We start from the raw sequence: 15,600 nt of genomic DNA, 5'->3' as shown, positions 1-15,600 counted from the left end.
GACACTAGCAAATCACTTGTTTTATGAACTCTGTTAACCAATTAAAAATTATTTTAGCCAGTGCATCGCCACGACGATTGCAAATCTTGCAAGAGCATGGGTTGGCTGCAATGGTCAGACCTGCTAACATTGAAGAAATTCAACAAGCAGGAGAAGATGCAAAAGCCTATGTAACCCGATTGGCAAAAGAAAAAGCTCAAACTGTTTTGTCTCAGGTTGCGACCGACTCTATTGATTTAATTTTGGCTGCAGATACTACTGTATCTTATCAGAATCACATTTTAGAAAAACCAGGCGATTACGAAGATGCCTACAGAATGTTGAGCATGTTGAGTGGCAAATCACACGAAGTATACACTGGATATGCTCTGATTTTTCTTCCAGAGAAACGTTTGCACGTGGATTATGTGACAACCCATATTACTTTTCATCCCCTTTCTGAACAACAAATACGTGATTATATTAATACAGGCGATCCTTTCGATAAAGCTGGGGCGTATGGTATTCAGAGTGTATACAATGCATTTGTGAAAGAAATAAAGGGTTCTTATTACAATGTTATGGGATTGCCGATTGAAGATATTATTAGAACCATTTCTCTAGAATATTCTGAGTAACACAAACTCCAGGGGATAGAGCAATTGCTAACAGAACGATTTGGTGTATTGTGGTCGATCTCACCCATTAAAAAATGATCATATCTCAATCGAAATTCCGCCGCGATGACCGCGGGATCCATGAATGTGGCATTGAAGTATTGGATCCCGCGGTCTTCGCCGCAGGAATTCGGCCTGGATTTATACAACGGAAGCCACCTGATACTGAGACATAGTTGATCCAGGAACTGTAGCCTGGTTGCTCGCAACCAGGATTTTATGCACAAACTATAAGCTTCGATTTAGAAGCTTGAGAAACCATGGTCCTGGTTGCGAGCAACTGTCTATTGATCATATCTTGTCCACGACCAGCGGATTTGATCGCAGAACCAGGATGGCTGTGCTAAAACATGGGATCCCGCGGTCACAGCCGCGGGAATTCGCATGATATGTGAGTACATGCTGCATTTCGAAATCCCTCGGCGAAGACCACGGGATCCATAAAGTAGAACCGGACTGGTTTGTGAAGATGTGTATAAGATTCAGTTGCGAGCAACCAGGCTACAGTTCCTAAAAAATGCTCACGTCTCAATCGAAATCCCGCGGCGATGACCGCGGGATCCATGAATGTGGCATTGAAGTCTTAGATCACGCGCATAAAGCGCGGGAAGTAGGGGGAAAGCGCAGGAAGCAGGGGTAAATAGATGAAATGTCAATAAACCCTAATGCTTTGGTAGAGCAACAAATAATTCGCCCGTGTGATTGAGATTATTTGCTTCGATGCCAGCTTGATCTCCCTCACCTTTGTAGCAGTCAACGTGAGCGCCTACAATGGCTCCGCCTGTGTCTTGAGCAACACACCATGAAGTAGCTTTTTTGCAATTATAGATAAAGCTCATGCCCACAGGTATTACCTTGTGATCTGTTGCGCAGGATGCATGGGGTGTCAACGTAATGTTTTCGGAGCCATACGGTCCACCATCTTCTTTGGCAAAAAATACGAAACTTTGATCTCGATTGCGAAGATTTGCGGCTGTAGTGGTGTCTAACGAATCAAGGTATTGTCGTATTTGTTTCTCAGATGCAGCGCTTTGCCTGATTTTTTGAGATACATTACAGCGTAGTTTTGCTTCATCATGACATTTAGGATCTTTGGAACAACGTTCAATGTTATCCAAATTCCCACCACAGGTTGGATCTTGGGCGCATTGAACTATTCGACCCAGCATGGTCCGTGGTCTGCCATTAAAGCCATCGTAATTAAGATGAAATAATTGCCCATCCAATATTAATGAGCCGGAGCCTTCAACCATTAAGAAAGAAGGATCATTGGGATCTTTAACATAACCAATGATGTATTTGGGATTTAATGCTCCGTGATCAATTTCGCTTCGGTCTGGTGCTATGGAGTAGGTGCCATCGGCATTTTTCATGCAAAATCCGCGCGGCATCTTAGTCAGAGGGTCAACTCCGCAAAGAGGAGCTTTGCAATGAATTTTTTTGCATTCTAAAGACGCATTAACAACACCGGGGTTCCTATAGATAGGATATAAAAACGCACCGCCGCGTTGAGTTCGAGCCTCTATAGCCGCTGGAGCGTAATAAGCCGTAAATTGAAATTCACCTTTCTTGAATCCCGCATGATTTTCAGGCCACCCATCGCTTTTATACCAGTCAAACTCTGTTTTAATGCTGGATAAATATTTTTGAAAATTCCCACGAGCTGCTTTTGCAAGAGCAAGCATTTTGGTATTAGTTTTATGACACCATTCCTGGCGCGTCAATTTGCGGCCGGCTATGGTGAGGCTTTGAAATTCACCACGGCTTTTATTACAGTTTTCAATTTGATTTTTTAAGGCGGCAATTACTTCATTCATCGATCCAACAGGATTATTTAATGGCAATTCAGAGGCTGAAACTTTGTGAAATCTGAAACGCATCACCCCAGGCTCTTTCGCGGCCATTTTCTGCCTTGTGGTGAAGTCCGCGAATCGCCTGACATCCAGACAGCGCTGAATTGGATCGGCAGGAAGGGCTGCTTGAGTGATGACGCTAAAGGTGATTAGCGCAGTTATTAATGCTGATCGAAACATGGGTATTCCTTATAACTCGGTTGATCCTTCACCCAAACATGGATAGGAATTGGTTTGGGCAATTATATAGGCTATTGATCATCTATCAAAGCAGGCGAAACCAAAGCAATTGAATTATTATATCTAATTCGTATTGAATACCAATGCATATTTATTTTCTTGTATTGTTAACATTCAATTTGTTCAAGTAGTTCAATCTGCTCATTCAGATTCATCAACTGATTTTGCCAATACACAGGAGTATTAAACCATGGGAAACTTTGCGGGAATGCTGGATCAGTCCAGCGTTTTGCTAACCATCCGGAATAATGCAGCATGCGCAGTGTACGCAACACTTCGATTAAATGGCGTTCCCGTGGATTAAAGTCATAAAACTCATAATATCCTTCCAGTATTTTCGTCAGTTGCACCTCCATTTGTTTTTGATCACCTGAAAGTAACATCCAAATATCCTGAACCGCAGGCCCCATGAGGCAATCGTCCAGGTCAACAATATGAGGGCCTGATTCGTTCCATAATACGTTGCCAGCATGACAATCACCGTGTAAGCGAATTAGCTCTATTGGGCCAATTGAGCTCATTATCTGATCGATTTTTTGTAAGGCTGTTTCGACAGTTCTGCAATAATTAGATGACATGTACTCCGGAATAAAGTGGTTTTTTATGAGAAACTCATAAGGCTCATGGCCATAATTTCGGGTTTGCAGTTGGATGCGATGCTGAAACGACTTGCAGGCACTAACACCATGCAAGCGTCCTATAAAACGCCCCATCCATTCCAGGTGTTCATCATTGTCTAGCTCAAGAGGGCGGCCTCCGCGCCTTGGGAAAAGCGCAAATCTGAATTCATCATAATAGTGGAGTGTTTTATTGTTTATCAGCAGGGGTGCAATAACGGGAATTTCATGCTGAGCTAACTCCAGTGCGAATTGATGTTCTTCTAAAATCGCTTCTGAGCTCCAGCGATGTGGTCTGTAAAACTTCACTATGAGAGGTTCTGCATTTTCGATACCGATTTGATAAACACGGTTTTCGTAACTGTTAAGGGCGAGGAGGCTTCCTGTGCACTTGCAGCCAGTGCTTTCTATCGCGTCCCAAATCATATCTGGATTTAGTTGCTCATAGGGAGTTTGATTTTCGTGATTCAAGAGTGAATCCTTTGTTGTGTAGAACGATGAATGGATTATACAGGTAGTTTTCGGAAATCGTAGATTAATTGCTTACAGCATCACGGCTGTCCCATTAAAAATATGACGTCTTTCCGAGCGTAGCGAGGAATCTCCTGCAAGGTTGCACGATTCCATTACAATGCGGCCATTAAAATCATATCAAGAGTTGAGTCTCCCCAGCCAGCCTTTTTCTGCAGGCGCCTAATGCTCATATCCTTAAATTTTTTTTGGTATTTTGTAACCTGTTCAAAATAATATGCCGAACCATCGTCCTATTTTCAGGAGCATGATCTTTGTGTACGTGAGAATCCTCTTCACGTAATGTAACGTCCAATGATAATTAATGCATTAATTCAGATTGTGCCAATTTGCAGGAGATTCCTCGCTACGCTCGGAAAGACGTCATATTTTTAATGGAACAGCCGTGCTTACAGCATAGACCTTCGCTTGGTCAATCTATAGTTTAAGCAGTTCGGTATATTTCTTGCATCCAGTAAATAATAAAACTGGTTTAATGCAGGAAGCGGGTTATGGACTTTCTGCCCATGTTGGGCTTTCGCTTCGTTCCACTTCGGCTGAGGACGGTGGATGGCTTTGTTTCGGGCCTTGATAAAATGGATTCGTGACGAAGTAATCGTTCTATCCAAAAGGGATAAGGAGTAGTTAAAACAGAATTTTTTAAATGAATGGCTGCAATTTATAGAATAGTTTATTCCATTCTAAGGTGGTGATGGCTTAAGTACATTCATTTTATGATTGAGGCATTAAGTGCTTGATAATCAGCACAGGCCGTCAATGAATAAATTTATGTACCGAAAAAAATTGGAATAGTGTGCATAGTGATTTTATTGGAGTAGTACTATGGTTTGTTGAGAATACAGAGTTCGACTTTGCGCGACTTGTTAGCGGGTTCCTGCTTGATTATGGTAAATGCATCATCTTAATAAATGATACTGTACTCTGGACCCCGTGAAGAAGACATGGACGTTGGAACTAAATGGATGAAGGGACTACATATCCAAGGCACGGATAATGAATTTAAAGCATCTCCATCAGAGGCTTGCCCAAACACTGGACGTTGGATGGAGTGATGAGTTGACAGGGAGAACACATGAAAGAAATTACCATTATTGGAGCAGGGCTGGCGGGAACTCTTTGCTCATTATATTTGGCCAGGCGAGGCTACAAGGTAGAGTTGTTTGAGTCACGTTCTGATGTACGTGAAAGCCCCATTGATTACGGTCGCTCTATTAATCTTGCTTTATCATGCAGGGGAATTACAGGTTTGGATGCAATGGATTTAATGGACGAAGTGAAACAGATTATGGTTCCCATGCGCGCACGAGCGATACATGAAGCAAATGGAGAGGTTCATTTTCAGCCATTTGGTCGTCATGAAAATGAATACATTAACGCTATATCTCGCACTGATTTAAATGCACTGCTTTTAAATCAAGCTGATCAATCGCCTAATATTCATCTGCACTTTGAAATGAAACTGTTGCAAATGGATGTTCAGAATAAAAAGCTGAAATTTGAAACTAAAGATGGACATCCTGTTGAGCACCGTTATCATCGATTGATTGGGGCGGACGGAGCTCCGTCACATGTAAGAGAGGCGATGAAAAGCGAGGGGATTGTAGTTGCAAGCAGGGATTATCTTTCACACAGCTATAAAGAATTATCTATCAGTAAAACACATACTATAGGAATGGCCAGGGAGCATTTACACCTATGGCCGCGTGATTCATTTATGCTTTTGGGTAATCCTAATCCTGATGATTCTATTACAGGGTCTTTATTTTTAGCGAATGAAGGCAAAGACAGTTTCGCTACTTTGGATAATGAAGAGCGTTTATTCGCTTTTTTTAAGAAGGAATTTCCTGATGCTTTTAAAGTTATGCCCAATTTGGCCAGTGAGTTTTTCGGAAATCCAACTGGATTTATGAGTACTATAAAGTGTACTCCCTGGTATTACCGCGATGAATGTTTGCTAATAGGGGATGCTGCCCATGGCATTATTCCCTTTTTTGGCCAAGGAATGAATAGCGCTTTTGAGGATTGTCGTATTTTAGATGAATTATTAGAACAGCACCATGACGACTGGTCAAAAGTTATGCCCCTATTTTATGAACAAAGAAAAGTGAATACGGATGCTGTTGCTCAAATGTCGATGGATAACTACCATGAAATTCATTCTGACATTCGTCACCCGGAGTTTATTTTAAAGAAACAGGTGGAGCGTGAATTAATGGCTCGATACCCAGAACGCTATATCTCGAAACATGTGTTGGTTATGTTTACAAATACCCCTTATTCGCGAGCGCAGGCACTGGGTGAGATTCAAAAATGTCTTTTAGACCAAATTTGTTGTTCAATAACTGATATAAAGGAGCTTAATTGGCATGATGTGGATAATTTGATGCTTGATTATGACAAAAAATTGGCGAAATTTATTTAATTTACAATAGGCCATTCATTTTAAAACGAATTGTTGGTCAAAAAAATGTCGCCCAGTTGAGATTCAGGGACATTATTTTGTCGCTTCCTGAGAATTTATTGCGGGAAAAACAAAAAAAGCCTGGTTTTGAGGTTAATTTTTACTCATTTTGAATAAAATGTTGGCACGCCGGCTGCACATGTATAATTGTCAAACAATTTAATACATGGAGTCAATCATGAAAACTATACAAGCATATATCGATTCAAAACAAAATGAATTTGTAAATCATCCATTCTTTAGTGTGCTAGAAGACTTAAACAGTTTGGAGGAAATCAGTTATTTTGTACCAGAACTAACTTTTTGGGCAATGACCTTTCAAGATATATTACGTATTAACGAGGAACGAGTTAAAGATCCCTATTTAAAGAAAGTGGCTCGCCACCATCGTCTGGAAGATGCTGGCCACGAAAAATGGTTTTTGAGTGATAAAAAATACATGAGTGAATTTTGCAGCGATAAATTCTGCGATCGTGATGATGTTGCCTGGTTGTACAGCAAAGATTCACAACTAATCCGAGATGCAGCTTATGCCATCATGTCGGAAATTTACAAACTGGACGATGAAAGGTTAAATGTCGCGCTGCTCTTGACTTTGGAATCATCTGGACATGTATTTTTCGAAAAAGTAGTGAAACAAGTTAAGAAAACAGGAGAGGATAGAAATTTGAAATATTTCTCAAGTTCACATTTGGAAGTGGAGTTGGCACATGCTTTGTTCGAAGAAGAAATGGAGAAAAAAATATTCGAAGTGCAATTACCAATCAGCACCCGTCGTGAGGCTTTAAAAATGATAGATCGCTGCTATGACGCATTTAACAAGATGTTCGATGGATTGGTTCTTGCATGTAACAAACGATTAGGTCAAGCACAAGAAAGGAATCAACATGTCATTCAACCAGTGGAATACAGAGAGAATCAAGCAATATGAAGATGAGACAGGACAAGCGTTGCTCAGTGATGAGCAAACGCTTGTTTTTTTCAGTCAGGATTTTGGTAAATTAATTCAATCTTCTCCTTCCGCGGTGTTCATACCCCAGACTACCGATGAATTACAAGCTTTGATTGTGTATGCGAGTCAGCATCAGTTACCAGTGACCATTCGTGGTAATGGATTAAGTCAATGTGGGCAGTCTTTACCCGTTCCGGGTGGATTAACACTTTCCATGCAGCAGTTTAATAAACCCCTGGAGCTTACCGATGATTCCATCTGGGTTGAGGCAAATACCACTTGGGCAAGTTTACTCGAGGTAGCCTTAGAGAAAAATCAGGCGCCTTATGTACTGCCCTATAATTGTAATTTGTCGGTAGCTGGTGTTTTGTCAGCAGGTGGAGTAGGGGCTTCTTCTTTTAAACATGGGGCAATCAATGCTCATGTTAAAGCATTGGAAGTAGTCGATGGGAAGGGGGAAAAACATCGTGTTGAACGTCATTCGCCATTATTTCAAGCATGCCTTTCAGGGCAGGGGCGGTTTGCCGTCATTACAAAAGTGTGCATACAGTTACGCCCGATTAAAGCGCAGGTTAAAACAGTGTGTCTGGTTTATACTGATCAGGAACAATGGTTTCGCGATATAGAAAAAGCACAAGGACGGGTAGATTATATGGAGACCTTTTGTTCTCCTTCGATCCAGGGTGCTAAATCTGTTGGGGATAGACGTGTTCCGCTGGTGCAGTGGCTTTTCGGTTTGCATCTTTCTGTAGAATATGAAAAAAACAGTCCGGATCTTGGGGAAGTTATTGCTCATCTGGATCCCTGGCATGTCATTAATACTCAAGAGGAGCGGAATTCCGCTTATCTTTTAAGGCATAATTCCCGATTTGAAATGATGAAAATGCTGGGACAATGGGAACTTTATCATCCCTGGTATGAATGTTTTATCTCTACAGCAGTTTTAAAAGAACATCTTTCATCAATATTACAGGAATTACCTGTACATTATGCCAATCTTGTTCATATCGTGCCAATGGCTAAAAAGAAGGAAGGCTTTTTGATGCTCCCTGATGAGGATTCGATCTGTTCCTTTATGATTTTAAATCCAGGCGTACCTTTGCCATTGAAGGATAGTTGTTTACAGGCCATCCAGGATCTGGACCGTCGGTTGATACAGTTAGGCGGTAAGCGTTATTTATCGGGTTTCTTGGGGAATGGGGTGTCAGATGATTATTGGAAGCATCATTTTGGTGAGCAACATGCTGCATGGATAGAATTAAAAAATAAATGTGATCCGGCAGGTATTTTTCAATCGTTCTTGCATCCTCAGTAAAGAGTGGGTTATGTGAATTGCATCAGGGTAAACATGCCTTGAGTTGGAGTAATCGATACCAATTTAAATCCAATTGGTTCAATCAGTTCGATCCAGTTTGTGGCGGTTCTTTGTCTGCCGCCTACTAAAACCATCATGATAATGTCCATGGTTTTGTTGGTATGAGGCAGATCATTATCGGGAATGACTTGTTCAGCAATAATCAGTGAACTCCTGTGTTTCATGGTATTACGTAGCTCTTTAAGTCGCTTGATAATAATCTGATCATTAAAATCATGTAATATTCCTTTAAAAATATAGGCATCCGCATCAGGAAGGTTTAACAAGGATGGGTCATTTTCATTTTTAATCAATTCCGGATCGAATGGATGAAGGTCGATGTGTACTCCCGGATGATGTTTCACTATCGCCTCAGCTAATCCTGCTCTGCCATAACCCAGATCCAGTACTTGCGAAAATTGGCCAAAATTAAAATGTTGGGCAATCAGGTCATCATCCAGTTTTGACAGTGCTGCCATGCCTTTTTCATAGTGGTTTTTTTTATTCGGATGATTGTTCATAAATTCATAAAAATCAGTGCCGTGTTGGTGTTTAAATGCTGGAATACCTGACTTTAAACTGGTTTCTAATTGGGAAAATGCTTGCCACCAACAGTCATCAAACATTCCCAAAATATCTTTTATTGAACAGGCGTTATCCTGTTTTAAAGGGTAGGATAAAGGTGTAAGCGCATAGGCTTCTCCTTCTTTGATAAATAATCCATAATCCGTGAGAAAAGTTAAAACTCGATCCAGAAGATCTGGTATCGTACCGGTTAATTGAGCCAGTTCTGTAACTGATTTGGGTTGGTCGGACATATGATCGGCTAATCCCAGCTGAGCAATAACATGCAGTGTCCTTGAAACTACATATTCACGCGACATCATAGCCAATTGAATGTGAGGAGGGAGCAATTTGGTGTTCATGCGTCGTCCTTGAAAAAATTCAGTTATTATTGGATGGTTTATACCCACTTTAGATAAAGATCCAATAATTTATGCTAGGATGGGTACCTACCCAAGTGTCTTGGGTGTATATTAATTTTTAGCATAGAACAAATGAGTTTGCATCTTTAAAAATTAAAGGGTTATGGACATATGAAATTTGATATTCATTATTTACTTTCCGCCAGGTATGCAAAATGGATCATCATGAGTTTAATTTCCCTTTTTTCATTATTAATCATTATCGAATTTGCCAGTATTTTGCTTCCCTATTCGAAAACCAGCGTTACTTCAGAAAAAGAAACAGTCCCTCTTGGAGGGGAAAAGCAGGATTCATTTCGCGATATTTTGAACTCTTCCTTGTTCGGTGTTTATGTTCCTAATGATTTGAACGAAGGCAGTGTGAAAAAATCGATGTTGAATGTCGAACTGGTAGGGATCCTTTTCGCCGATAAAATGGATGAATCGCAGGTTATTATCCGCTCTTCCAGCGGCGAGGAAAAAACTTATAAAATCGGTGATAAAATCCCTGGCGGAGCAGCAATTAAACGAATTATGGCGGGAGCCGTTTTGGTAGAAAGGGATGGCAATCTGGAGAGTTTAAGTTTACCTAAAAATGATTTAATCTTTGAGCCTGTAGCAAAGCCGTTGAAAGAGGAATAAACAGTATGAGATCGTTAACCAGGTTGTTATTAATTGTAATTTTTATTCCACTGTTGGCTGCTTGTATTTCGGGTGCCTATAATTTGCATGAAGGGATTCAGAGTTTTAAGGCTCAAGATTATAGAAGAGCATTTATTCGTTTAAAACCAGAAGCGGCAAAAGGTCAACCTGATGCGCAATACGCGATAGGCTATATGTATTATTATGGTCAAGGCGTCGTTGAGGACAGAAAAAAAGCATGGTACTGGATTAATATGGCAGCTGAGGCTGGCCAACCGGATGCTCTGGTCGCAGCGAAAATCCTTGAGCACGGTAGTCTTGAGAAGAAAAAAATATTCCAGAGTAAAAAACTGCAAAATTATCCAGTAGAAAAAATCATGTTCTAGGCAAGGCATTAATGCGCCACTATGCCTCATTCTTGCATAGATACCCACTTTCGCAAGGGGGAATAAATAGTGATTAGCGTTGAGGAATTTTCCTAAGATACCCTGTCTACCCAATTGTTCCAGTATCCCGCAGCACATGCTACGGGTACTTGTTATCGAACTGAAGTGATTTAACGATGCGCAGAACAATCCGTGAGGTGTTCTCTGGACGTCCTAATACGAACAAAGAACACGTGCTTATATCTTGAAAGCTGCACTTAGCTCATCTTTCAGATCATGCTCATCAGTCATCTCTGCAGATTCAGTCTTTTCTTTGCTCTCACTGTTCTTGAAATCAGCCCAGGATTTTGCGGCATTCATTTCAAAAGTGGTTTTTGGTACCTTGGGACCGTCATTCTTGGCTTGGGCAACATGATTACCCCAATCTGCATCAAATTCTGTTCGTTCCTCAGGACTCAACGTGTTTGCATAACATGAACTCAATTGATTGATTTCTGAATGTTCATTTTTAAGTTCAGCAGATGGTCGATTAATCCATGAAATGTGAAAGGTTTGCGGTGGTCCGGGAGTATAGTGGGTTTGGACATTATCAGGATCAACATTTAAACCAAGAGATTTCATCAGATCTACAACAAGATCTTTTCCTGCATCTGGACCACTTAAATCTTTCCCTGATCTTGGGAGAGTGTCCATGTGTTTTACAATGCCTTTAAAGAGCCCCTCTTCGACTTCTTTTCCTTTTTTCTTAACTTCTTCTTCTATAAACACTTTTCTTTGAGTAGGGTCCTGGATTTTTTCCGCTTCTTCTCGAATTGCCCTGGCTCTTTTTTGTCCTTCAATTCCAGAAAATAAATAAGCCATTTGATTGGCAATTTTTTGTTTATCAAACAGGAATCCGTCCATATGCCATTGCCCATCTTTTTTTCTTAATGTCTTTTGTGGTTGAGTCATTCTTCATCTCCCATAATTAATCAAGCGCTGAAAATAAATTCAATTTGGTTAAATAATAACATGCCAGTATTACTGGTTTGCAAAAAAAAATTGAGTTAACTGTAATTTATTTGTTAACGTTCAATGAGGGGAGGCGATTTTTATGACATTTGCGTGGATTTTTTAAAAGTACAACTTGACAGACATTTCTATATCTATATGCTTCATTTTTTAACTCCAGGCTCTGTGCTATGAAAATTCTGGGAAAATTTCTAATTGCCATATTGTTTTTATTATTATTTGCGTTTATCACCCTGTGGATACTCGCTAAAAATATAAAACCTGAAACCATCAAGCAATTAGTTAGCAAGCAAATCACCACACTTACTCATAAAAAAAGCCAAATTAATGGGGATATTTTCTGGCAAGTCTTCCCCAGACCCGGGTTAAAATTCAGCCAAATTCAAATAGGTGATGAACAAACCAAAGAGAATTATTCCCTATCTATAAACAGTATGTTGTTAAACTTACAAATTACCCCATTGCTTAAGGGAGATTTTGTTTTTAGTGAAATCAATGTCGATGGATTGAAAGTACATATTAACCAGGATACTCCTCAGTCATCACAATCTCAGACGGCACCGGTTCAAAATAAACAAGAAACTGCGAGCCATCAATTCGCCATTCAAAGTTTATCCGTAAATCATGGTCAAATTGTTATTAATAAAAATGGACGCGCCACGGTATTTAAAAACATTCAAGTAGGTATTGAACAATTTAATACCCAGAAAACTCCTTTTCCAGTTCAAATTAAAGCCAGACTTACCGAAGCCGCTCCATTTTCAATTGCTAAAGCAAGCATCAATTTTAAAGGCAGGCTAAGTCTTGCCCCCTCATTTATCAATGAACTACAAAGTGGAATCGAACACTCCTCAGTTGAAGGCCAACTGTCTATTCAAAATATTTTAATCAATCAATTTGCAATCAATAAACTCAATACTACCCTTAAAACTCATAAGAGCGGCCTGTCATTCAATCCCTTCACTCTCTCGTTATATGGCGGGGAATCTATAGGGGATATGGATTATAGAATCGCCAGCCAACAGTTTTCCTTGAATCAGACAGCGACTAATCTTGATGGTAAACAATTAATGACTGCTTTAGTGGGGCATGAAGCAATCAGTGGTAATCTCGATTACTCCATTCATGCAACCATCCCATTGAATAAACCCGGCTTTGAGAGCATTAGTGGCAAAGGTGCAATTACACTTAAAGATGGAGAAATCTATCATATCAACCTGAATCAAATGATCAGTAATATAAAAGAACAGTTGGATAATCTGATGAAAGGCGATCCATCAAAACTTCCAAAAAAATTGTCCTTATCAGGATGGGATAAATTAGGATCCGGTAATACTCCGTTCAAATTGGCCAATATTCAGTATCAAATACACAATGAGCTGATTACGAGCGAATCCATGCTCTTGCAAACCGATAAATTGCAAGTAAATGGCGAAGGAACCATCAATTTATCAACGCGTGAATTAAACGGCAAACTAAAAGCATCTTTAAACAGTAATTCAACAGACAGTTCCATGCAAAAGATTCAAAAGGCACTTGGAGGATATTTTCCCTTTGACGTATCAGGAACATTAGATCAACCAACCGTGTTACCTGATCTAAAAATGATAAATCCTCTTTTAAGTCAGTTATTGATTAAAACGACACTAGAACACCCTTTGAAGCACATTGAGGGTACATTAAAAGAGTTAGTACGTTGAGCAATCAATTCATTCAGGAACAATTTAGTCGTCCTCTGCTTGCTTGGTATGACCTTAATGGGCGTAAAGATTTGCCTTGGCAATCTCCAAGGCACCCCTATCGGGTTTGGGTTTCTGAAATCATGCTTCAACAGACACAGGTGCAAACAGTTATTCCCTATTTTAATCGTTTTATGCAGCGATTTCCTACCGTTGATGACTTGGCACTAACTCCTGAGGATGAGGTGCTCTCATTATGGTCAGGTCTTGGTTATTACAGCAGGGCCAGAAATCTTCATTCGGCCGCAAAAATAATCAGCGAGCGCTTTCAAGGGATAATTCCAGGGGATTTACAGATCTTGATCACCTTACCTGGAATTGGTCCTTCAACCGCAGCGGCAATTGTCTCACAGGCATTTAATGAACCAGCAGCCATTTTAGATGGTAATGTGAAGCGAGTGTTAGCCCGCTATTTCTTAATTAAAGGCTGGCCGGAACAGGCTCAGGTAAAAAAAACTCTATGGGAGCATACGAATTTATGCATGCCAACAGAGCGCTGTGCAGACTATACCCAGGCAATAATGGATTTGGGGGCAATCTGTTGTACTTCCAGAAACCCCGATTGTTTTCGTTGTCCGCTTAACGCAACCTGTCTGGCTTATAAACACGAAGAGCAAAGCCAATACCCTGGCAGGAAAGTTAAAAAACCTGCACCACTTCAGTATCAGCAGTTTCTGGTTCTCCATAATAAAAACAAGTGCATTTATTTGGAAAAAAGACCTCCCACAGGTTTATGGGGTGGTTTATGGTGTTTTCCAAGTCTGGGTGTTGAAGAGAGCCCTTTGGAATACATCCAGCACCATTATGCATTAAAGGGCTCGACTCCAAAGCCATTGATGTCCTTCAAGCACCGATTCAGTCATTTTCATCTGGAAATTAATGCTCTTAGTATTCAAACTCAATCCTCAAATCAACAGATTGCAGAAGGTACTGGTTCGTGGTTTCCCAGAGAACAGTTGACTTCACTTGGTTTAGCCAAACCCACCAGCCTTATCCTGGATAAGTTATTCGATCTTGATGAATTTCAGTGAACCAAATTTGGGTTGGGCTATATCCTATTACTCAAACTCGTATTATCATCAAATAAATTGTATTTTTGAGTTACCCAATGAATACCATCCTGATATTAATCGTTAGTTTCATTGCTCTCTTGTGGGCTGCAAATCACTTGGTAACTGGCGTTTCTGGATTAGCTGTTCGTTTTAACCTGTCGCCTCTGATCATTGGATTAACTATTGTTGCTATAGGAACCACTGCACCTGAGATTGCCATTTCCATTCTGTCTGCTCTTAAGGATAAGAATGATTTGGCTATAGGTAATGCCATTGGATCGAATATTGCTAATATTGGTTTGGTTTTAGGGATTACTATACTGATTAAACCAAACACTATGAATTTCGCCACGCTTAAAAAGGCGTACCCCATTTTAATTATCACCATGCTCTTCGCCTATAGCTTGATACTTGATGGTTTTCTAGGGAAAACGGACGGCTGTTTATTACTTATCGCCTGTATAGGCGCAATATCTTTTTTTATTTATCTGGCAAATCATGCCCCTAAAAGAGATCCGTTCTTTAACGAATTTAAAGCAGCAGTTAATTCGAATCGCTCGATCGGAACCAATTTGTTAAGTACATTTCTCGGTTTGATCATTCTGCCGGTGAGTGCAAAATACATTATTCTGTGTTCTACTACCATTGCGCAATGGTGTGGTGTTAATGAAGTCACAATTGGATTAACCATTATTGCTTTTGGAACCACATTACCTGAATTGGCAACATCAATCACTGCGGCGTTAAAAGGGGAAGAAGAAATTGCCATCGGTACTATTCTTGGCTCCAATATTTATAATTTCCTGCTGATATTAGCTTTTCCTGCATTAATCAATCCTTCAAAAATCAGTACTATCGTTTTATGGAGGGATATGCCGGTATTGATTGCATTAACTGTCCTGTTAATATTTTTAAATTATCATTACAAGAAGAAGCTGTCTCCATGGCATGGCGGCATACTGGTCTTGGTATATTGCAGTTATATCATTTCTTTAATTCTCAAAGCCCGCATTTAATGGTGATAAAATTTGAAGTTTCTTTCTTTGCTTTCAAGCGGCATCACTTAGGGGGGTATAAAGCGCTTGTAACCAGGGGCTGTTGACATTGTCCTGTTTTGAGAAAAACTCTCTTATCCTCTTGA

General features: G+C 40.1%; 13 protein-coding genes. 9 read left to right on the top strand and 4 right to left on the bottom strand.

The window, feature by feature from the left end; all coding sequences use genetic code 11:
- Nucleotides 1-23 precede the first annotated feature (23 nt).
- On the top strand, nucleotides 24-617 hold the full coding sequence (locus tag ELY21_RS11400) for a nucleoside triphosphate pyrophosphatase (protein WP_127109613.1): 594 nt from the start codon (nucleotides 24-26) through the stop codon (nucleotides 615-617).
- A gap of 701 nt (nucleotides 618-1,318) precedes the next feature.
- Here ELY21_RS11400 and ELY21_RS11395 read toward each other — a convergent pair.
- Together ELY21_RS11395 and ELY21_RS11390 are read right to left on the bottom strand one after the other, a co-directional pair.
- Nucleotides 1,319-2,689: an MltA domain-containing protein gene (locus ELY21_RS11395; protein ID WP_127109611.1), complete on the bottom strand. Its 1,371-nt coding sequence runs from the start codon at nucleotides 2,687-2,689 to the stop codon at nucleotides 1,319-1,321.
- A gap of 167 nt (nucleotides 2,690-2,856) precedes the next feature.
- Nucleotides 2,857-3,837 carry a serine/threonine protein kinase gene (locus tag ELY21_RS11390; protein WP_127109609.1) on the bottom strand — a complete coding sequence of 327 codons (981 nt, stop codon included), beginning with the start codon at nucleotides 3,835-3,837 and terminating at the stop codon, nucleotides 2,857-2,859.
- Nucleotides 3,838-4,969: 1,132 nt separating this feature from the next.
- Between ELY21_RS11390 and ELY21_RS11385 the strand changes: the two genes are divergently transcribed.
- From ELY21_RS11385 to ELY21_RS11375, 3 genes are all read left to right on the top strand, one after another.
- A complete protein-coding gene (locus ELY21_RS11385; RefSeq protein ID WP_127109607.1) occupies nucleotides 4,970-6,319 on the top strand; it encodes an NAD(P)/FAD-dependent oxidoreductase in 1,350 nt (449 codons plus the stop codon).
- 217 nt (nucleotides 6,320-6,536) lie between these two features.
- On the top strand, nucleotides 6,537-7,289 hold the full coding sequence (locus ELY21_RS11380) for a hypothetical protein (RefSeq protein ID WP_028385196.1): 753 nt from the start codon (nucleotides 6,537-6,539) through the stop codon (nucleotides 7,287-7,289).
- A complete protein-coding gene (locus tag ELY21_RS11375) occupies nucleotides 7,246-8,625 on the top strand; it encodes an FAD-binding oxidoreductase (protein WP_127109603.1) in 1,380 nt (459 codons plus the stop codon). The genes ELY21_RS11380 and ELY21_RS11375 overlap by 44 nt, the downstream gene beginning before the upstream one ends.
- A gap of 8 nt (nucleotides 8,626-8,633) precedes the next feature.
- On the opposite strand, the gene ELY21_RS11370 is transcribed toward ELY21_RS11375, so the two are convergent.
- On the bottom strand, nucleotides 8,634-9,590 hold the full coding sequence (locus ELY21_RS11370; protein ID WP_127109601.1) for a methyltransferase: 957 nt from the start codon (nucleotides 9,588-9,590) through the stop codon (nucleotides 8,634-8,636).
- Between the two features lie 171 nt (nucleotides 9,591-9,761).
- Here ELY21_RS11370 and ELY21_RS11365 point away from each other — a divergent pair, with 171 nt between their 5' ends.
- Entirely contained in the window at nucleotides 9,762-10,271 is a 510-nt protein-coding gene (locus ELY21_RS11365) for a type II secretion system protein N (RefSeq protein ID WP_127109599.1), read from the top strand.
- A gap of 5 nt (nucleotides 10,272-10,276) precedes the next feature.
- The gene (locus ELY21_RS11360; protein WP_127109597.1) at nucleotides 10,277-10,657 is read left to right on the top strand and encodes a tetratricopeptide repeat protein; all 381 of its coding nucleotides are present in this window, start codon (nucleotides 10,277-10,279) and stop codon (nucleotides 10,655-10,657) included.
- A 237-nt stretch (nucleotides 10,658-10,894) separates the two neighbouring features.
- On the opposite strand, the gene ELY21_RS11355 is transcribed toward ELY21_RS11360, so the two are convergent.
- Nucleotides 10,895-11,608: a hypothetical protein gene (locus tag ELY21_RS11355; RefSeq protein ID WP_127109595.1), complete on the bottom strand. Its 714-nt coding sequence runs from the start codon at nucleotides 11,606-11,608 to the stop codon at nucleotides 10,895-10,897.
- Nucleotides 11,609-11,838: 230 nt separating this feature from the next.
- On the opposite strand from ELY21_RS11355, the gene ELY21_RS11350 reads away from it, so the two are divergent.
- The 3 genes from ELY21_RS11350 (at nucleotide 11,839) to ELY21_RS11340 (ending at nucleotide 15,475) form a co-directional block, all read left to right on the top strand.
- On the top strand, nucleotides 11,839-13,368 hold the full coding sequence (locus tag ELY21_RS11350; RefSeq protein ID WP_127109593.1) for an AsmA family protein: 1,530 nt from the start codon (nucleotides 11,839-11,841) through the stop codon (nucleotides 13,366-13,368).
- Entirely contained in the window at nucleotides 13,365-14,438 is a 1,074-nt protein-coding gene (gene mutY, locus ELY21_RS11345; protein WP_127109591.1) for an A/G-specific adenine glycosylase, read from the top strand. The genes ELY21_RS11350 and mutY overlap by 4 nt, the downstream gene beginning before the upstream one ends.
- A gap of 77 nt (nucleotides 14,439-14,515) precedes the next feature.
- Nucleotides 14,516-15,475, top strand: coding sequence for a calcium/sodium antiporter (locus ELY21_RS11340; RefSeq protein ID WP_127109589.1), 960 nt, complete (start codon nucleotides 14,516-14,518; stop codon nucleotides 15,473-15,475).
- The last annotated feature ends 125 nt before the right edge of the window (nucleotides 15,476-15,600 follow it).

This window comes from Legionella sp. km535, from assembly GCF_003990085.1.
GTDB classification, from domain to species: domain Bacteria; phylum Pseudomonadota; class Gammaproteobacteria; order Legionellales; family Legionellaceae; genus Legionella; species Legionella moravica.
The sequence above is the reverse complement of the archived record's forward strand: the minus strand, read 5'-3'. Positions and strand labels throughout refer to the sequence as shown.

Coding starts and splice junctions, on each gene's coding strand:
- ELY21_RS11370 (WP_127109601.1), bottom strand. CDS start 9,590: ATGAACACCAAATTGCTCCCTCCTCACATTCAATTGGCTATGATGTCG.
- ELY21_RS11380 (WP_028385196.1), top strand. CDS start 6,537: ATGAAAACTATACAAGCATATATCGATTCAAAACAAAATGAATTTGTA.
- ELY21_RS11400 (WP_127109613.1), top strand. CDS start 24: ATGAACTCTGTTAACCAATTAAAAATTATTTTAGCCAGTGCATCGCCA.
- ELY21_RS11395 (WP_127109611.1), bottom strand. CDS start 2,689: ATGTTTCGATCAGCATTAATAACTGCGCTAATCACCTTTAGCGTCATC.
- ELY21_RS11340 (WP_127109589.1), top strand. CDS start 14,516: ATGAATACCATCCTGATATTAATCGTTAGTTTCATTGCTCTCTTGTGG.
- ELY21_RS11350 (WP_127109593.1), top strand. CDS start 11,839: ATGAAAATTCTGGGAAAATTTCTAATTGCCATATTGTTTTTATTATTA.
- ELY21_RS11360 (WP_127109597.1), top strand. CDS start 10,277: ATGAGATCGTTAACCAGGTTGTTATTAATTGTAATTTTTATTCCACTG.
- ELY21_RS11375 (WP_127109603.1), top strand. CDS start 7,246: ATGTCATTCAACCAGTGGAATACAGAGAGAATCAAGCAATATGAAGAT.
- ELY21_RS11365 (WP_127109599.1), top strand. CDS start 9,762: ATGAAATTTGATATTCATTATTTACTTTCCGCCAGGTATGCAAAATGG.
- ELY21_RS11355 (WP_127109595.1), bottom strand. CDS start 11,608: ATGACTCAACCACAAAAGACATTAAGAAAAAAAGATGGGCAATGGCAT.
- ELY21_RS11385 (WP_127109607.1), top strand. CDS start 4,970: ATGAAAGAAATTACCATTATTGGAGCAGGGCTGGCGGGAACTCTTTGC.